We start from the raw sequence: 18084 nt of genomic DNA, 5'->3' as shown, positions 1-18084 counted from the left end.
GCGTTCGGCAGGCGAAAAAAAGCCCCGCATTTGCGGGGCTTTTCGTTGGATCAGCTGCCTTTGACCGTCTTGCCGTTGACCGTGCCGTCGAGGAGCATGATGTTGTACTCCTTGCCGTCGGTTTCGACCTGTTGCAGGCGAACCAGCAGGTAATCCCAGTCCTTGGCGAACCACAGGACGGTGATGCGCTTGCTTTGTGTCGGATCGCGGACGCGCTCGACCTTGATCGCATCGATCTGGCCGGCCTTGGTTTCGACTTTCTCCGAACCCAGCACGCGGAAGTCGTAGGTATCGACTTCGCCATCATCGACCACCTGATAGCTCATGCTTTTCTTGCCGGCGGCCACGTCATGCTGCAGCGCCAGTTGATAGGTGGATTTGTCGACCATGCCGCGGTTGAGCGGGATTTTCACCGCGTCGCCGCGGTCGGTGCCGGTCACCAGCTTGTTGGCCCAGTCGAAGTCCAGGTCAGCCTTTTTCGCCTTGCCCAGACCACCGCGTTCAAAGTGGTAGGACTGTGGCAGCAGGGTGTCCTTGTCCAGGGTCAGGGTGCTTTCCTCGGACAGGCTGGCAATCATCATCGAGGCTTTGAAGCTGAGCTTCCAGACGCCGTTGGCCTGTTTGGTCAGGCTGCGCTCGGCGGTGCCGCTCATGGGCAGCTGTTTCCAGTCGGCAGTGTAGCTGGCGGAGAACGGTTGAAGGTCTGCCGCCTGGGCAAAAGGCAGGGCGAGCAGAGCGCAAGCGAAGAGCAGGGCGCGACGCATAAAATCTCCTAGTTTCGAATCAAGTGACCGCTGGCCCCGAGTAACTGGCCATCCAGTAAAGCACCTTGCTCGCCGAGGCTCAGCCGTCCTTCGGCGAACCAGCGTACGGCCATCGGGTAGATCAGGTGTTCCTGAGCGTGAACCCGCTGCGCCAGACTTTGCGGCGAATCGTGCAACTCTACCGGTATTACTGCCTGTACGACCAGTGGTCCGCCATCGAGTTCCTCGGTGACGAAGTGCACGGAGCAGCCGTGTTCGGCGTCGCCGGCTTCCAGCGCGCGCTGATGAGTGTGTAACCCTTTGTATTTGGGGAGTAGCGACGGGTGGATGTTGAGCAGGCGACCCTGGTAGTGACGGACGAAGTCAGCGCTGAGAATGCGCATGAAGCCGGCCAGTACCACGAGTTTGGGATTGAATTCGTCGATCAGTTCGATCAGAGCGGTATCGAAGGCCTCGCGGCCCTCGAATCCCTTGTGATCCAGCGAGCGGGTGGCGATACCCGCGTCACTGGCGCGTTGCAGGCCGTAGGCGTCGGCGCGGTTGGAAATCACCGCAGCGATGCGGACCGGGCTGTCGCCGGTCCGCGTGCTGTCGATCAGGGCCTGCAAGTTACTGCCGGTGCCGGACAACAGCACCACGACATCACAGGTCTGGGACATCAGTGAGCCTTGAGGTTCTTCAGTTCGACCTGGGCCGCGCCTTCGGCAGCGGCAGCGATCTGACCGATGACCCAAGGCTGCTCGCCGGCGTCACGCAGGGTGTTCAGCGCAACTTCAACGTGCTCCTGAGCCACGCAGATCACCATGCCCACGCCGCAGTTCAGCACGCGGTGCATTTCGGTTTCGTCGACGTTGCCTTTCTCTTGCAGCCAGTCGAAGACGGCCGGGCGGTTCCAGCTGGCCACGTCAACCACGGCCTGAGCGCCTTTTGGCAGAACGCGCGGGATGTTGTCGAGCAAACCGCCACCGGTGATGTGGGCCATGGCCTTGACCGCGCCGGTGTCCTTGATCAGCTTGAGCAGCGGCTTCACGTAGATGCGGGTCGGGGCCATCAGCAGTTCGGTCAGCGGCTTGCCGTCGAGCTGAACGGTTTCGATATCGGCACCGGACACTTCGATGATCTTGCGGATCAGCGAGTAACCGTTGGAGTGCGGGCCGGACGATGGCAGGGCGATCAGGGCGTCACCGGTGGCGACTTTCGAGCCGTCGATGATTTCGGCTTTTTCCACGACGCCGACGCAGAAGCCGGCCAGGTCGTAGTCTTCGCCTTCGTACATGCCAGGCATTTCAGCGGTTTCGCCGCCGACCAGCGAGCAGCCAGCCAGTTCGCAGCCTGCACCGATACCGGTAACCACGGTGGCCGCTACGTCGACGTTCAGCTTGCCGGTGGCGTAGTAGTCGAGGAAGAACAGCGGCTCGGCGCCGCACACCACCAGATCGTTGACGCACATGGCGACCAGGTCCTGGCCGATGCTGTCGTGCTTGTTCAGGTTCAGCGCCAGGCGCAGTTTGGTGCCGACGCCGTCAGTACCGGAAACCAGCACCGGCTGCTTGTAACCGGCCGGGATCTCGCAGAGGGCGCCGAAACCGCCCAGGCCGCCCATGACTTCCGGGCGCGCAGTGCGCTTGGCGACGCTCTTGATGCGTTCGACCAATGCTTCACCGGCGTCGATGTCTACACCGGCGTCCTTGTAGCTCAGGGAGGGTTGCTTGCTCATGATCCAGGCCTTTAGGGGAGGGGATTCAGGGGTAACGACCGAGTTCAGCGGGAACGCCGAATCCGACAGGGGGCGATTGCCTCACGCGGAGTTCGGGGTGCCCGGCTGTTGCCGGTCTGCGAAGGCGCGCGATTTTATCAGGCTTGAGGGGCAGCGGCCATCCTCACGCCGACGGGCAGGGGCATATCGGTGGAAAAATTTTGCAATTGACGCTGTGGGCGACATCACGGGTGCCTGTATAAGGAACCGTCTATCGTTAGGACTGTGCAAAAACTTACCGACCGCGTGTGAATGTTTTGCGACGGCCTGTGGTCACAGGCTTGCAGAACGGTACACGCGGCCTGTTCCAGCCGCTCTTGTCGACGGGAATTCTCCATGGGTTTGTGTAAATTGCTGTTAGTGGGTGGTTTGTCTCTGATCAGCCTGGCGAGTCAGGCCGAAAATCTCAAAGGTCTCTATCAGGTGCGCGAACCGGTCACTGGCCAGTCGCCAGAGGAGCGCGATCGCGCGACCCAGGCCGCACTGGATACGCTGGTGTTGCGCCTGACCGGTGACCCGAAAGCCCCGCAAAACCCGGGGCTGGCGCCGGTTCGCAAGGATCCGCAGCAGATTATCAGTCAGTTCGGTTTCGATGCCGGGCCGCCGGAAGTGCTGAAAGTCGATTTCGATCCGGGAACCACCGAACAGGCGTTGCGCCGCGCCGGGCTGGCGCTGTGGGGCGCCAATCGGCCCTCGATCCTGAGCTGGTGGCTGAACGATTCGAGCGAAGGCTCGAGCCTGGTGGGCGACGGTCAGGCCAGTGCCGCACCGTTGCGCCGTGCGGCTCAGCATCGTGGCTTGCCGTTGCGACTGCCGTTGGCGGACTTGAGCGAGCAATTGGTCGCCACGGCGCCGGCGCTTGAGGGTGCTGACCCGGCGCCGTTGCGCAACGCTTCCGAGCGCTACAGCGCTGACGCCTTGCTCGCCGTGCATGCCCGCGAAGAAGGCGGACAATGGCAGGCTAAATGGCAACTGTGGCTGGGCGATAAAAAAGAGGCGGGCAACGTGCAGGGCGCGGATCAGGCTGCCGTGACCGATGCGGTGATGCTGGCGGTCGCTGAACGTCTGGCACCTCGCTTTGTTGCCAAGCCGGGCGCGTCCGGCCAGCAGACCCTGGAAGTGCAGGGCATGAATCTGGAGCACTACGCGGCGCTGCTGCGGTTACTCGAACCGTTCGGCGTGCGTCTGCAGAGTGTCGATGCCGATCGCATCCTCTATCGGGTCAACGGCAGTGCCGATCAATTGCGAGCGCAATTGTCGCTGGCGAAGTTGCAGGAACTGCCGGCCGAGGCGCCGGCTCCGGTCGCTGCGCCTCAGCCTGCGGTCGCCGGTTCGCCGCCAGTTGCTGCGCCGACACCGACACCGGCGGCGCCGTCCTTGCGGTTTCGCTGGTAGGTTTTCTTTCTTATATATAAGCAATGGAGTGTTACATGGCCGATACGCGGCGTTGGTTCTGGCTCGGTGGGGTGCTCCTGCTTTGCGCGTTTGTCTGGTTGCTGCATCCGATCCTCACGCCGTTTCTAGTGGCGCTGCTGCTCGCGTATCTGTTCGATCCGCTCGTTGATCGTCTGGAGCGCCTGGGGCTGTCCCGCACCTGGGGTGTGATCACGGTGTTCGCCTTGTTCACCCTGATCGTCACCGCGCTGTTGCTGGTGCTGGTGCCGATGCTCGCCAAGCAATTGCTGCGGCTGTATGAACTGGCGCCGCAAATGCTCGACTGGTTGCAACACACCGCCGTGCCATGGGCGCAATCGAAGCTGGGGCTGTCCGACGGCTTCTGGAAGTTCGACAAGGTCAAAGCCGCGATCAGCGAACACATGGGCCAGACCACTGACATCGTCGGGGTGGTGTTGAGTCAGGCGACGGCCTCAAGCCTGGCGCTGATCGGCTGGTTGGCGAATCTGGTGCTGATCCCTGTGGTGAGCTTTTACCTGCTGCGCGACTGGGACGTGATGATGGCCAAGATCCGCGGCCTGTTGCCCCGTGATCGTGAAGAGCGAGTGGTGGCGCTGGCGGGTGAATGCCATGAAGTGCTGGGCGCGTTCGTGCGCGGGCAATTGCTGGTGATGCTGGCGCTGGGCGTGATCTATGCGGCCGGTCTGATGATTGTCGGCCTGGAGCTGGGCCTGTTGATCGGTCTGATCGCGGGGCTGGCGGCGATTGTGCCGTACATGGGGTTCGTGATCGGCATCGGTGCGGCGTTGATTGCCGGGTTGTTTCAGTTCGGTGGCGATCTGTATCCGATGATCGGAATCGTCGCGGTGTTCATGGTCGGTCAGGCGCTGGAAGGCATGGTGCTGACGCCTTTGCTGGTGGGGGACCGGATCGGTCTGCATCCGGTGGCGGTGATCTTCGCGATTCTGGCCGGTGGCGAGCTGTTCGGCTTCACCGGTGTGCTACTGGCATTGCCGGTGGCGGCGGTGATCATGGTGCTGGTGCGGCATGTCCACGATCTGTACAAGGATTCCGAGATTTATAGCGGGGTGGATGAGCCGGAGTTGTAATCGTGAAGCGCGGGCCGTCCGGTGGATTACCGGGTTGGCCCGTCTCCTGCAGGCCATGGCGCCAAAGAAACTGTCATAAAACCAGCACGTTAACGCAAACCTTTGATTTTGCTTGGGGTCTGTCGCATTGTGCGCTCCGCTTCACGGGTATAAACTTCGCTCACTTTACACAGAGGCCACTAACGGTTCCTTGGGAACTGTTCAGTCAGCATGAAACCGATTCAGCTGCCCCTAGGTGTGCGTCTGCGTGACGACGCCACCTTCATCAACTACTACCCAGGCGCCAATGCCGCTGCACTCGGCTATGTCGAGCGTCTATGCGAAGCCGACGCCGGCTGGACCGAAAGCCTGATCTATCTGTGGGGCAAGCACGGAGTAGGGCGTACGCATCTGTTGCAGGCCGCGTGCCTGCGCTTCGAACAGATGGGTGAACCGGCGGTGTACCTGCCGCTGGCCGAGTTGATGGATCGCGGCATCGAAATTCTCGACAACCTCGAACAGTACGAACTGGTCTGTCTGGACGACTTGCAGGTGATTGCCGGCAAGGCGGACTGGGAAGAGGCAATGTTTCATCTGTTCAACCGTCTGCGTGACAGCGGTCGGCGTCTGCTGATTGCGGCGTCCACTTCACCCCGTGAACTGCCGATCAAACTGGCTGACCTGAAATCACGGCTGACCCTGGCGCTGATCTTCCAGATGCGTCCGCTCTCCGACGAAGACAAATTGCGTGCCCTGCAACTGCGTGCTTCACGTCGCGGTCTGCACCTGACTGACGAGGTTGGGCATTTTATTTTGACTCGCGGTACCCGCAGTATGAGCGCGCTTTTCGATCTGCTGGAGCAGCTCGATCAGGCCTCTTTGCAGGCTCAGCGCAAGCTGACCATTCCCTTCCTGAAAGAAACCCTGGGCTGGTAAAACCGGGGCTTTCAGCCGGTTTTGGCATATTTCAGGCGCCAGAAAACCCGCTTTCCTGTGGGTTGCACAGGCCGCGTCTCCATTCAAATAGGCTTAAGCGCTTAGATGTTACCGAGAAACCGGGAAGTCACAAAAAGATCGATTGAATTTGCAAATGAGGCTGATAGCGGGCATAGTCTCGGCTTCTTTACAACTATCAGCCACGGTCGTGCCCATGCTAAAGCGCTTCGCACCCCTCGTGCCTCTCGCACTCGTCACCCTGTTGTTCGGTTGCGCTGCTCATTCACCTGTTAATCAAGAGCAGCAACAACAGGTTAAAAATTCTGCCACCGCACAGTCTTCCGTTATTTACCAGGAAGAGCTGGACACCGAAAAAGAACTCGCCGACTTCAACGGCAAGAAGCCTTACCAGCTTCCGGTTCTGGCTGACAGCATCCTCGAACGCGGCATGTCCCTGATCGGTACCCGTTACCGTTTCGGCGGTACCTCTGAAGCCGGTTTCGATTGCAGCGGTTTCATCGGCTACCTGTTCCGCGAAGAAGCGGGCATGAACCTGCCGCGCTCCACCCGCGAAATGATCAACGTTGATGCGCCGCTGGTTTCGCGCAGCAACCTCGAGCCGGGCGACCTGCTGTTCTTCGCCACCAATGGTCGTCGCGGTCGTGTCAGCCACGCCGGGATCTACCTGGGCGACAACCAGTTCATCCATTCCAGCTCTCGTCGCAGCGGCGGTGTTCGCATCGACAGCCTGGGCGACAGCTACTGGAGCAAGACCTTCATCGAAGCCAAACGCGCTTTGGCGAACGCTCCGACCGTGGTTACTGCTCGCAAGTAATCACTCGATTGTCGCTACGCTCGTGGCGACAAAGCGGCCCTTCTGACGCAATAGACCTAAACTTTACAAGGTGAAGTTAAAGTCTTACTTGAAGTTTGCCGCGTAGCCGCTAGAATCCTGATCTATATTGATGGCAAACCGCCTGCGTCCCAACGCAGGCGGTTTTGTTTTCTATCGAATCGGCAGTCAAAGCCGCAGCCAGATCAGGATGTTCTGCAAATGACGATGTCGGCCCGCTTTGCCCTGATGTTCTTCGCAGCGCTGCTCAGCGCCTGCGCCAGCCGCACTCCGCCGCCTGCGCCGGTGGTTCGCGCTCCGATCGTGTTCGGATCCTCCCAGGCCTTTTCACCCGCTGCCGAAGACGTGCTGTTTCGCGCGCTCGGGCTGGTGGGTACGCCCTATCGTTGGGGTGGCAATACGCCGGATTCGGGCTTCGATTGCAGTGGCCTGATCGGTTTTGTCTACCGCGATGCCGCCGGCATCAGCCTGCCGCGTTCAACCCGCGAGATGATCGTCATGCAGGCGCCGAATGTCGGCAAGGAAGGGCTGCAGACTGGCGACCTGATCTTCTTCGCCACCAATGGCGGCTCACAGGTCAGTCATGCGGGGATCTATGTCGGGGAAGGGCGCTTCGTTCATGCGCCCGCCACCGGCGGCACGGTGAAGCTGGACAGCCTGTCGAAAGCGTATTGGCAGAAAGCCTATCTGAGCGCCAAGCGCGTTCTGCAGCCAGAGCATCTGGCGCATAACCCGTAGTCCAGATACATAAAAACCCGTGGCAGCTGAATGGCTCCCACGGGTTTTTTATGCCTGCAATAGATTAACGGGTCGCTGAAACCCGCCACACCTTGTTCCCCACATCATCCGCCACCAGCAATCCACCTTGCTGGTCGATCACCACGCCGACCGGGCGGCCCAGCGCGTTCTCGTCCTTGTCGAGGAAACCGGTCAGTACGTCCACTGGCGTTCCGCTCGGCTTGCCGGCGGCAAACGGCACAAAGATCACCTTGTAACCGCTATGCGGTTTGCGGTTCCACGAGCCGTGCTGACCGATGAATGCGCCTTCCTTGAACTGCGCCGGCAGGCGGTTGCCTTCGGCGAAGGTCAGGCCCAGTGATGCGGTGTGCGGGCCGACGGCGTAGTCCGGAGCGATGGCCTTGGCCACCATGTCCGGGCGCTGTGGTTCCACGCGCACATCGATGTGTTGGCCGTAGTAGCTGAACGGCCAGCCATAGAAGGCACCGTCCTTGACCGAAGTGATGTAGTCCGGCACCAGATCGCTGCCTATTTCGTCGCGCTCGTTCACGGCGGTCCACAGTGCGCCGGTTTGCGGCTCCCAGGCCAAGCCATTGGGGTTGCGGATGCCCGAGGCGAAGATCCGGTGATTGCCGGTGGCGCGGTCCACCTCCCAGATCGCCGCGCGGCCTTCTTCCTGATCGAGACCGTTTTCGCCGACGTTACTGTTCGAGCCGACGGTGACGTACAGCTTACTGCCGTCTTTGCTGGCGATGACGTTCTTGGTCCAGTGATGGTTGAGCGTGCCGCCCGGCAAATCCACGACCTTGATCGGCTGGCTCTTGATTTCGGTCGCGCCGGGCTCGTAGTTGAAGCGCAGCAGGCGATCGGTATCGGCCACGTACAGATCGTTGCCGACCAAGGTCATGCCGAATGGCGAGTTGAGGTTCTGCAGGAACACCGTGCGGGTCTCGGCCACGCCATCGTGATCGGCATCGCGTAGCAGGGTGATGCGGTTCGGGCTGGGCACGCCGGCACCCGCGCGGCCCATGACTTTTTTCATCACCCAGCCACGAATGCCCTTGCTGTCGTCCGGTTTTGGCGGGGCGTTGGTTTCTGCCACGAGTACATCGCCGTTCGGCAGTACGTAGAGCCAGCGCGGATGATCGAGATTTTCGGCGAAAGCCGCCACCTGAGTGCCTGCCGCTGCCGTCGGCTTCGCGCCGGCCGGCCAGCCAATGGCCGGGGCGATGTTCACCGTCGGGATCAGGGTCTTGTTCGGTTCGGGCAGTTTCGGTGACGGACCGGTGCCGTCGGAGACTTGCAGGCTGGAGGATTCACCACAGGCGGCGAGCCCTCCGGCGATCATGATGACGAAAACGAACTGGGGCTTGCGCATTGCTGATCTTCCCTATGAATGCATTCCTAAACATAGAGAAGCGCACAAGCCCGATGGTTCAACCCTCAGCCGCGAGCTTCCTTGAACAGCACGGCAACGCCGGGGTGATAGTTGCCGGCTTCGCTGCGCAATTTGCGGTAGGCGTAGGGAAAGTACCAGGCGACGGCGCAGGTGTGTTCCTTTTGCAGGTCGTCGACCATGTCCTGCAACTCTTCCGGGCTGGCGCTGTGCTGGGCTTTTTGCGGGGCGACGAACAGGCAGCCGAGTTTCAGGTCGCTGGCGTAGCTGATGCGCCTGGCGTCGCTGGTGATATCCGCCAGGGCCTGCGTCAGATTCAGGCTGGTGACGCGCGGCCAGCGTTGGGTCGCCTGAATGAAGGCGCGATCCTCGGCGCCAGCAATAAACAAATCGGCGCGGGCGTTGCGCTCGCCTTCTTCATTCTGTTTGCGGGTGGCAGTGTCGCGCAGGGTGACCAGTTCGGCCATCCACGCAGCGGCCGACAGCAGGCCGAGGTTGGCTTTTTCGTCGTGCCAATAAGGTGTGTCATTGTCGCCGCGCACGGCGTTGTAGCGGTCGATACAGTCAAACCAGCGTTCCAGCACCGGGCGCAGGAATTCCAGCCGCGGATTGCTGATGATCATGCCTTGCATGGTGCTCTCCCTTGTTATTGTGATGTGCTCTCTGCAGTCAAAAAGCATGGCTCTTTGATATCACTCATGGCAGTGTGGCACAAGATTGGCGTCAGTTAATTGATCGGCGGCAGTTATTCGCCGCACAAGCCCCTCTTCAATTGACGCTCCACCCCCAACCCTCTAACCTTCGCGGCTTGTTTCAGGTGCTCTGTGGCGCATGTCGACAGAGTGAAACAGGGAAGCCGGTGAGGCGGGTCTTCGAGCGAAGAACCCTCACGATCCCGGCGCTGCCCCCGCAACGGTAAATGAGTAAAAGCTGCGTCTGATGCCACTGCTTAACAGCGGGAAGGCGCGCAGCCAGGCACCAGCCGCTCATGAGCCCGGAGACCGGCCTGATCCATCCAGCGGCATCACGGTGGGCGATGCCAGGCTTGTTGCCGTCTATTCTTGTGCCTGCCCGCCGTTATCCAGCCTCAACGGAGAGCTCCCCCATGACTGATTCCCCCGAACGCGACGAGCGCCACCTGGCGCGCATGCAGCGCAAAAAAGCGGTGATCGACGAACGCATCGCCAATTCGCCAGACGAGTGCGGGCTGGTGCTGGTGCTCACCGGCAATGGCAAAGGCAAGAGCAGTTCGGCATTCGGCATGCTCGCCCGCGCCATGGGCCACGGCATGCAGTGCGGCGTGGTGCAGTTCATCAAGGGGCGCAACAGCACCGGCGAAGAACTGTTCTTCCGCCGCTTCCCCGAGCAAGTACGTTTTCATGTGATGGGTGAGGGCTTCACCTGGGAAACCCAGGACCGCCAGCGCGACATCGCTGCCGCCGAAGCGGCCTGGGCAGTCTCCCGCGAACTGCTGCGTGATCCGTCGATCGGTCTGGTGGTGCTCGATGAACTGAACATCGCCCTCAAGCACGGTTACCTCGATCTGGATCAGGTGCTCAGCGATCTGCAGGCCCGTCCGCCGATGCAGCATGTGATCGTCACCGGTCGCGCTGCCAAGCCGGAAATGATCGAGATGGGCGACACCGTCACCGAAATGGGCATGATCAAGCACGCCTTCCAAGCCGGTATCAAAGCGCAGAAAGGCGTCGAACTTTGAATCAACCACGTCACTGCCCGGCGGTTCTGATCGCCGCGCCGGCTTCCGGTCAGGGCAAGACCACCGTCACCGCCGCGCTGGCCCGTCTGCATCGCAATCAGGGGCGCAAGGTCCGCGTGTTCAAATGCGGCCCGGACTTTCTCGACCCGATGATCCTCGAGCGCGCCAGCGGTGCGCCGGTCTATCAACTGGACATGTGGATGGTCGGCGAGCAGGAAAGTCGTCGCCTGTTGTGGGAAGCCGCCGCCGAAGCCGATCTGATCCTGATCGAAGGCGTGATGGGTTTGTTTGACGGTACGCCGTCGAGCGCCGATCTGGCGCGGCATTTCGGCGTGCCGGTGCTCGGCGTGATCGACGGCACGGCCATGGCGCAGACCTTCGGCGCTTTGGCTCTGGGTTTGGCGCGCTATCAGCCGGACCTGCCGTTCGCCGGCGTGCTGGCCAACCGCGTCGGTACCGTGCGCCATGCGCAGTTGCTGGAAGGCAGCCTCACTGAAGGCCTGCGCTGGTACGGCGCGTTGTCCCGGGAAACCGGGATCGAACTGCCAAGCCGCCATCTCGGCCTGGTGCAGGCCAGCGAACTGAATGACCTCGACGTACGTCTCGACGCCGCCGCCGAAGCACTGGCCGGCACTTGCGAGGTAGCGCTGCCACCGGCCGTGGAATTCGCCGCACCAAAAATCGTTGAGACCGAAAAGCTGCTCGAAGGCGTGCGAATTGCCGTCGCCCGCGACGAAGCCTTTGCCTTCACCTACGGCGCCAGTCTCGATCTGTTGCGAGCGATGGGGGCGGAGCTGAGTTTCTTCTCGCCGATCCGCGATGCGCAATTGCCCGACGCCGACAGCTTGTACCTGCCCGGCGGTTATCCGGAATTGCACCACGTAACCTTGTCGCAGAACGCCGACATGCTCAAAGCGATCCGCGCGCACCACGCGGCCGGCAAACCGTTGCTCGCCGAGTGCGGTGGCATGCTGTACTTGCTCGACTCGCTGACCGATGTCGAAGGCACCCGCGCGGAGCTGGTCGGCCTGTTGAGTGGCGACGCCGTGATGCAAAAGCGCCTCGCCGCGCTGGCGCTGCAAGAGGTCGACCTGCCGGAAGGCCTGTTGCGCGGCCACACCTATCACCATTCCCTGACCACCACCGAACTGACGCCGATTGCCCGTGGCCACAGCCCCAATGGGGGGCGCGGCGCAGAAGCGGTGTACCGGCAAGGGCGGATGACCGCCTCGTACGTACATTTTTACTTCCCGTCGAATCCGTCGGCGATTGCCGCACTGTTGGTGCCATGACCGACAACGCCTTCACTGACGCCGAGCGCGAAGCGGTCTACCGCGCCATCGCCGAACGCCGCGACATGCGCCACTTCAGCGGCGGTACGGTCGAGCCTGACGTGTTGCGACGATTGCTTGAAGCCGCGCATCAGGCGCCGAGCGTCGGCCTGATGCAGCCGTGGCGCTTCATCCGTATCAGCGACCGCGCGCTACGTGGCCAGATCCAGAACCTTGTTGAAGAGGAGCGCGTGCGCACCGCCGAAGCCCTCGGCGAGCGCAGTGACGAATTCATGAAGCTCAAGGTCGAAGGCATCAACGACTGCGCCGAAGTGTTGGTCGCGGCGTTGATGGACGATCGCGAGCGGCATATTTTCGGTCGTCGCACGCTGCCGGAAATGGACATGGCGTCGCTGTCCTGCGCAATCCAGAACCTGTGGCTGGCCGCGCGTGCCGAAGGCCTGGGCATGGGCTGGGTGTCGCTGTTCGAACCGCAGGCGCTGGCCGATCTGCTGAAACTGCCGGACGGGGCCAAGCCGCTGGCGGTGCTTTGTCTGGGGCCGGTCAAGGCATTCTATCCGGCGCCGATGCTGGTACTCGAAGGGTGGGCGCAGGCGCGTCCGCTGAATGAGCTGCTGTACGAAAATTTCTGGGGAGTGAGTCAATGAGTGTGGCGTTGCTGAGTGCCGCCGCGGTTGCGCTGGATGCGCTGCTGGGTGAACCGAAACGCTGGCATCCGCTGGTGGCGTTCGGCAATTTCGCCGGGCGCATCGAGCAACGTTTCAATAGCGCTGGTCGTGGCTGGCGCAGCCATGGCGTCACCGCGTGGGTGATCGCGGTGTTGCCGCTGACCCTGCTGGCCACCGCGTTTTCCTGGGCGCCGTATGTGGGCTGGGTCGTTGAGATTCTTGCGCTGTATTGCGCCCTCGGCATGCGCAGCCTGGGTGAGCACGTCGAGCCGGTGGCCAAGGCCTTGCGCGCCGATGATCTGGAGGAGGCGCGCAAGCGTGTGGGTTATCTGGTCAGCCGTCAGACCGATGAGCTGGACAGCACCGCCGTCGCCCGCGCCGCCACCGAGTCGGTGCTGGAAAACGGCAGCGATGCAGTGTTCGCCGCGCTGTTCTGGTTTGCCGTGGCCGGTGCGCCGGGCGTGGTGCTCTATCGTCTGAGCAATACGCTCGACGCGATGTGGGGCTATCGCAACGAACGCTTCGAGCGTTTCGGCTGGGCAGCGGCAAAAATCGACGACGTCCTCAACTACATTCCTGCACGGCTGGTGGCGTTGACCTACGCCTTGCTCGGCAAAACCCGACTGGCGTTGAAATGCTGGCGCACCCAGGCGCCGAAATGGGACAGCCCGAACGCCGGCCCGGTGATGGCCGCCGGCGCGGGTGCCTTGGGCGTCGAGCTGGGTGGCCCGGCGATTTACCACGGCGAGCTGCACGAGCGTCCGCAACTGGGCGAGGGCGCGCCGGCGGATGCCGATTCCATTGATCGCGGCTGGCAATTGGTCCAGCGCGGGGTATGGTTATGGCTGCTGATTCTCTGCGTGGGGGCTGAATTCTATGCTTGAGCACGGTGGCCGGTTGCGCAGGGCGGCGCTCGAATACGGCATCGCGGAAGAAGACTGGCTCGACCTGTCTACGGGCCTGGCGCCGTGGCCGTTTCCGGTCCCGGAGATTCCGCTGCGGGCGTGGGCGCGTTTGCCGGAAAACGATGACGGCCTGGAGCAGGCCGCCTGCGATTACTACGGTGCCAGCCAGGTGCTGCCGGTGGCCGGTTCGCAGATGGCCATTCAGTTGCTGCCGCGATTGCGCCGCGCCGGTAAGGTCGGTGTGCTGTCGCCGTGTTATGCCGAGCATGCCGAAGCCTGGCGGCGCAGCGGCTATATCGTGCGTGAGGTGCTGGAGCAGGAAGTCGACTTCTTTCTCGACAGCCTCGACGTGCTGGTGGTGGTCAATCCGAACAATCCAACAGGCCTGAACCTGACCCCGGCGCGCCTGCTCGACTGGCACGCACGGCTGGCCCAGCGCGGCGGCTGGCTGGTGGTCGACGAAGCGTTCATGGACAACACGCCGCAGTTGAGCCTTGCCCCGCATGCGCATCAAGTGGGTTTGATCGTACTGCGCTCGTTCGGCAAGTTTTTCGGTCTGGCCGGTGTGCGGCTGGGGTTCGTGCTGGCCGAGCGCAAAGTGCTCCGGTTGCTGGCCGAGCAGGTCGGTCCTTGGGCGGTCAGCGGGCCGACTCGGGTGCTGGGTCAGGCCTGTCTGCGCGACACCGAAGGCCATACCCGTCAGCGCATCCGCAGCGACGAGGCCAGCGAACGATTGGCTGCGCTGCTTGAGCGCCACGGTTTCAAACCGCAGGGCGGTTGCGCGCTGTTTCAGTGGCTGATCACCGAACAGGCCGCCGCGCTGCACGAATTCATGGCCCGCCGTGGCATTCTTCTGCGTCTGTTCGCGCACAACAGCAGCCTGCGATTCGGGCTGCCCGCCGATGCCGCCGACGAGGCGCGCCTTGAGCAAGCCCTGCAAGCATTCGCCAAGCATTGCTCCATGGAAAAACCAGCATGACCACATTAATGGTGCAGGGCACCACTTCCGACGCCGGCAAAAGCACGCTGGTGACGGCGCTCTGCCGTTGGGCCACCCGTCAGGGCGTTGCGGTGGTGCCATTCAAACCGCAGAACATGGCGCTCAACAGCGCGGTGACGGCCGACGGCGGCGAAATCGGCCGCGCGCAAGCGGTGCAGGCGCAGGCGGCGTTTCTGGAACCGCACACTGACATGAACCCAGTGCTGCTCAAGCCCAACAGCGACACTGGCGCCCAGGTGATCATCCACGGTCGTGCGGTCACCAGCATGAACGCCGTCGCCTATCACGACTATAAAGCCATCGCCATGCAGGCGGTTCTCGCTTCCCACGAACGTTTGAGTGCCGCCTATCCGCTGGTGATGGTCGAAGGTGCGGGGTCGCCGGCCGAGATCAATCTGCGCGCCGGTGACATCGCCAACATGGGCTTCGCCGAAGCGGTGGATTGCCCGGTGTTGCTGATCGCCGACATCAATCGTGGCGGCGTGTTTGCCCATCTGGTGGGCACGCTGGAATTGCTGTCGCCGAGCGAACAGGCACGGATCAAAGGTTTCATCATCAACCGTTTTCGCGGCGACATCGCCTTGCTGCAACCGGGCCTCGACTGGCTGGAACAGCGCACCGGCAAACCGGTGGTGGGCGTGCTGCCGTACGTGATGGACCTGCATCTGGAGGCCGAGGACGGCATTGACCAGCGCCAGACCGACAAGGCCGAGCAAGTTTTGAAAGTGGTGGTGCCGGTGCTGCCGCGTATCAGCAACCACACCGATTTCGATCCGTTGCGTCTGCATCCTCAGGTGGATCTGCAATTCATCGGCCCGGGGCAGGCGATTCCTCCGGCCGATCTGATCATTCTTCCGGGCTCGAAAAGCGTGCGCAGTGATTTGGCGTATCTGCGGGCCAATGGCTGGGAATCGGCGATCCGCCGTCACCTGCGTTACGGCGGCAAATTGCTGGGGATCTGCGGCGGCCTGCAAATGCTCGGCGAGCAGGTGCACGATCCGCTGGGCCTGGAAGGCGCGCCGGGTTCCAGCGCCGGTCTGGGTTTGTTGGCGTTTGAAACGCAGCTCGAAGCCGAAAAGCAGTTGCGCAATGTGCGTGGACGTCTGGCGCTGGAAGATGCAGAGGTTAGCGGTTATGAAATTCATGCCGGCGTGACCACGGGAGCTGCGCTGGAAAACGCCGCTGTGCATCTGGACGACGGCCGCTGTGATGGTGCGCAAAGTCTCGATGGACAGATTTTCGGCACCTACCTGCATGGCCTGTTCGAATCGCCGGCGGCCAGTGCGGCGCTGTTGCGCTGGGCCGGTCTGAACGATGTGCAGGGGGTGGATTACCACGGCCTGCGCGAACGCGACATCGAGCGGTTGGCGGATCTGGTGGAGAAGCATCTGGATACCGGGCTGTTACGTGAACTCTGTGGAATGTCCCCATGCTCCAACTGATCCTCGGCGGCGCCCGCTCCGGCAAAAGTCGCCTGGCTGAAAAACTCGCCACTGACAGCGCGCTGGCAGTGACGTACATCGCCACCAGTCAGCCGCTGGATGGCGAGATGAATGAACGCGTCGCCCATCATCGCGCCCGCCGTCCTGTCGAATGGGCGTTGATCGAAGAGCCGCTGGAACTGGCCCGTGTCCTGCGCGAAACCGCCAGCCCCGAACGTTGCCTGCTAGTGGATTGCCTGACCCTCTGGCTGACCAATTTGCTGATGCTCGAAGACGCCGCACGTCTCGCCGCCGAACGCGAAGCCCTGCTCGAATGCCTGGCGTCGCTGCCGGGTGAAATCATTTTTGTCAGCAACGAGACCGGAATGGGTGTCGTGCCGCTGGGCGAATTGACTCGCCGCTACGTCGATGAAGCCGGTTGGCTGCATCAAGCTCTGGCCGAGGGTTGTCAGCGAGTCGTCCTGACGGTCGCCGGCCTGCCTCTGACTCTGAAAGGACCTGCGTTATGACCCAAGCCTGGTGGCTGAACCCGTGCAAATCGGTGGATACGGACGCCGTTGAAAACGCGGCGGCGCGTCAGCAGCAATTGACCAAACCCGCCGGCTCTCTTGGGCGGCTCGAATCAGTGGCGGTGCAACTGGCCGGATTGCAGGGCCAGGTCAAACCGACACTCGATCACGTCTGGATTTCGATTTTTGCCGGTGACCACGGTGTTGTCGCCGAAGGGGTTTCCGCATTTCCGCAGGAGGTCACCGGGCAGATGCTGCTGAATTTCGTCAGCGGCGGCGCGGCGATCAGTGTGCTGGCGCGACAACTTGGCGCGCAGCTGGAAGTGGTGGATCTGGGCACCGTGACACCGTCGCTGAGCCTGCCGGGCGTGCGTCACCTGAACATCGGTCCGGGCACGGCGAATTTCGCCAAGGGCGCGGCGATGACTCGGGCCCAGGGTGAACTCGCCTTGCAGGGCGGTCGCGACAGTGTGCTGCGGGCGAAAGCGGCAGGCGCGCAATTGTTCATCGGCGGTGAAATGGGCATCGGCAACACCACGGCTGCCAGTGCGCTGGCCTGTGCGCTGCTCGATTGCCCAGTGGTTCATCTGACCGGTCCGGGCACCGGGTTGAATGCCGAAGGCGTCAGTCACAAGGCGCAGGTGATCGAGCGCGCGCTGGCGCTACACGCAGCACAACGCGGCGATGCGTTGCAGACCCTGTTCAATCTCGGCGGCTTCGAAATTGCGGCTTTGGTCGGCGCGTATCTGGCCTGTGCGCAGGAAGGTGTGGCGGTTTTGGTGGACGGTTTTATCTGCACGGTCGCCGCGCTGGTGGCGGTGCGTCTGAATCCGGCCTGCCGTGAATGGCTGCTGTTCGGGCATCGCGGCGCCGAACGGGGTCATCGTCATGTGCTGGAAACCCTCAGTGCCGAACCGCTGCTCGAATTGGGCCTGCGTCTGGGCGAGGGCAGTGGCGCGGCGCTGGCGGTGCCGTTGCTGCGTCTGGCTTGCGATCTGCACGGCCAGATGGCGACCTTCGCTGAAGCAGCGGTGGCGGATCGCCCGGCATGACCTTGCGTCTGGACCTGCTGCGCCACGGTGAAACCGAACTCGGCGGCGGCCTGCGCGGCAGTCTCGACGATGCACTGACCGAAAAGGGCTGGGCGCAGATGCGCGAGGCGGTGATTGGGCAGGGGCCGTGGGATCGGCTGGTCAGTTCGCCGTTGCAGCGTTGCGCGCGGTTTGCTGAAGAGTTGAGCGCGCAGCGGGATCTGCCGGTATCTCTGGACAAGAATCTGCAGGAGCTGCATTTCGGTGCCTGGGAAGGGCAGAGTGCAGCAGCGTTGATGGAAACCGATGCCGAGGCGCTGGGTCTGTTCTGGGCGGATCCCTATGGCTTTACTCCGCCGCAGGGTGAGCCGGTCAGCGATTTCTCTGCGCGGGTGCTGGCGGCGGTGATGCGCCTGCACGCGGCGTACGCGGGTGAGCGGGTGTTGCTGGTCAGTCATGGCGGCGTGATGCGTCTGTTGCTGGCGCGGGCCCGTGGCTTGCCCCGTGAGCAACTGCTCAATGTCGAGGTCGGTCACGGCGCGCTGTTTTCGCTGATCGTCGAGGCCGACGGTTCGCTCAGGGAAGTGCTCTGAC

The 18084-nt window shown here is 62.4% G+C and carries 19 protein-coding genes and 1 riboswitch; of the genes, 14 read left to right on the top strand and 5 right to left on the bottom strand.

The features are described from left to right. Positions 1–50: 50 nt before the first annotated feature. Genes ACODTD_RS27355 through purM form a run of 3 tightly spaced genes read right to left on the bottom strand, consistent with a single transcriptional unit; the run spans position 51 to position 2481 of the window. Positions 51–764 carry a DUF3108 domain-containing protein gene (locus tag ACODTD_RS27355; protein ID WP_007950391.1) on the bottom strand — a complete coding sequence of 238 codons (714 nt, stop codon included), beginning with the start codon at positions 762–764 and terminating at the stop codon, positions 51–53. 8 nt (positions 765–772) lie between these two features. Then, entirely contained in the window at positions 773–1423 is a 651-nt protein-coding gene (gene purN, locus ACODTD_RS27350) for a phosphoribosylglycinamide formyltransferase (RefSeq protein WP_011333131.1), read from the bottom strand. Next, on the bottom strand, positions 1423–2481 hold the full coding sequence (purM, locus tag ACODTD_RS27345; RefSeq protein ID WP_011333132.1) for a phosphoribosylformylglycinamidine cyclo-ligase: 1059 nt from the start codon (positions 2479–2481) through the stop codon (positions 1423–1425). The genes purN and purM overlap by 1 nt, the downstream gene beginning before the upstream one ends. Positions 2482–2856: 375 nt before the next feature. Between purM and ACODTD_RS27340 the strand changes: the two genes are divergently transcribed. The 5 genes from ACODTD_RS27340 (at position 2857) to ACODTD_RS27320 (ending at position 7530) form a co-directional block, all read left to right on the top strand. After that, on the top strand, positions 2857–3915 hold the full coding sequence (locus ACODTD_RS27340) for a DUF2066 domain-containing protein (RefSeq protein ID WP_221616145.1): 1059 nt from the start codon (positions 2857–2859) through the stop codon (positions 3913–3915). A 35-nt stretch (positions 3916–3950) separates the two neighbouring features. Next, the gene (locus tag ACODTD_RS27335; protein ID WP_221616144.1) at positions 3951–5024 is read left to right on the top strand and encodes an AI-2E family transporter; all 1074 of its coding nucleotides are present in this window, start codon (positions 3951–3953) and stop codon (positions 5022–5024) included. A gap of 210 nt (positions 5025–5234) precedes the next feature. Further along, the gene (hda, locus tag ACODTD_RS27330; protein WP_007950396.1) at positions 5235–5939 is read left to right on the top strand and encodes a DnaA regulatory inactivator Hda; all 705 of its coding nucleotides are present in this window, start codon (positions 5235–5237) and stop codon (positions 5937–5939) included. 214 nt (positions 5940–6153) lie between these two features. Beyond that, complete coding sequence (locus ACODTD_RS27325) at positions 6154–6774, top strand: C40 family peptidase (protein ID WP_039769810.1); 621 nt, start codon at positions 6154–6156, stop codon at positions 6772–6774. Between the two features lie 219 nt (positions 6775–6993). Further along, on the top strand, positions 6994–7530 hold the full coding sequence (locus ACODTD_RS27320; RefSeq protein ID WP_011333136.1) for a C40 family peptidase: 537 nt from the start codon (positions 6994–6996) through the stop codon (positions 7528–7530). Between the two features lie 64 nt (positions 7531–7594). On the opposite strand, the gene ACODTD_RS27315 is transcribed toward ACODTD_RS27320, so the two are convergent. After that, the gene (locus ACODTD_RS27315; RefSeq protein WP_011333137.1) at positions 7595–8908 is read right to left on the bottom strand and encodes a PQQ-dependent sugar dehydrogenase; all 1314 of its coding nucleotides are present in this window, start codon (positions 8906–8908) and stop codon (positions 7595–7597) included. Between the two features lie 65 nt (positions 8909–8973). Then, on the bottom strand, positions 8974–9558 hold the full coding sequence (locus tag ACODTD_RS27310) for a hypothetical protein (protein WP_041475179.1): 585 nt from the start codon (positions 9556–9558) through the stop codon (positions 8974–8976). Positions 9559–9724: 166 nt separating this feature from the next. Beyond that, positions 9725–9950: riboswitch (cobalamin riboswitch) on the top strand. Between the two features lie 81 nt (positions 9951–10031). On the opposite strand from ACODTD_RS27310, the gene cobO reads away from it, so the two are divergent. Genes cobO through cobC form a run of 9 tightly spaced genes read left to right on the top strand, consistent with a single transcriptional unit; the run spans position 10032 to position 18083 of the window. Then, the gene (cobO, locus tag ACODTD_RS27305) at positions 10032–10643 is read left to right on the top strand and encodes a cob(I)yrinic acid a,c-diamide adenosyltransferase (RefSeq protein ID WP_489105390.1); all 612 of its coding nucleotides are present in this window, start codon (positions 10032–10034) and stop codon (positions 10641–10643) included. Continuing rightward, the gene (locus tag ACODTD_RS27300) at positions 10640–11935 is read left to right on the top strand and encodes a cobyrinic acid a,c-diamide synthase CobB (protein WP_201820471.1); all 1296 of its coding nucleotides are present in this window, start codon (positions 10640–10642) and stop codon (positions 11933–11935) included. Before cobO ends, ACODTD_RS27300 begins: the two co-directional genes overlap by 4 nt. Next, positions 11932–12582: a 5,6-dimethylbenzimidazole synthase gene (gene bluB / locus ACODTD_RS27295; RefSeq protein WP_011333140.1), complete on the top strand. Its 651-nt coding sequence runs from the start codon at positions 11932–11934 to the stop codon at positions 12580–12582. The genes ACODTD_RS27300 and bluB overlap by 4 nt, the downstream gene beginning before the upstream one ends. Then, positions 12579–13487 carry an adenosylcobinamide-phosphate synthase CbiB gene (gene cbiB / locus ACODTD_RS27290; RefSeq protein WP_285354594.1) on the top strand — a complete coding sequence of 303 codons (909 nt, stop codon included), beginning with the start codon at positions 12579–12581 and terminating at the stop codon, positions 13485–13487. The genes bluB and cbiB overlap by 4 nt, the downstream gene beginning before the upstream one ends. Further along, a complete protein-coding gene (gene cobD, locus ACODTD_RS27285; protein WP_285354595.1) occupies positions 13480–14487 on the top strand; it encodes a threonine-phosphate decarboxylase CobD in 1008 nt (335 codons plus the stop codon). The genes cbiB and cobD overlap by 8 nt, the downstream gene beginning before the upstream one ends. Beyond that, entirely contained in the window at positions 14484–15950 is a 1467-nt protein-coding gene (locus ACODTD_RS27280; protein ID WP_489105389.1) for a cobyric acid synthase, read from the top strand. Before cobD ends, ACODTD_RS27280 begins: the two co-directional genes overlap by 4 nt. After that, entirely contained in the window at positions 15938–16459 is a 522-nt protein-coding gene (gene cobU, locus ACODTD_RS27275; protein WP_011333144.1) for a bifunctional adenosylcobinamide kinase/adenosylcobinamide-phosphate guanylyltransferase, read from the top strand. Before ACODTD_RS27280 ends, cobU begins: the two co-directional genes overlap by 13 nt. Continuing rightward, positions 16456–17511 carry a nicotinate-nucleotide--dimethylbenzimidazole phosphoribosyltransferase gene (gene cobT / locus ACODTD_RS27270; RefSeq protein WP_489105388.1) on the top strand — a complete coding sequence of 352 codons (1056 nt, stop codon included), beginning with the start codon at positions 16456–16458 and terminating at the stop codon, positions 17509–17511. The genes cobU and cobT overlap by 4 nt, the downstream gene beginning before the upstream one ends. After that, positions 17508–18083, top strand: coding sequence for an alpha-ribazole phosphatase family protein (gene cobC, locus ACODTD_RS27265; protein WP_201820484.1), 576 nt, complete (start codon positions 17508–17510; stop codon positions 18081–18083). The genes cobT and cobC overlap by 4 nt, the downstream gene beginning before the upstream one ends. The last annotated feature ends 1 nt before the right edge of the window (position 18084 follow it).

The sequence above is a fragment of the Pseudomonas sp. FG35 genome (assembly GCF_057809295.1).
This window is presented reverse-complemented; position numbering and strand designations above follow the sequence as displayed.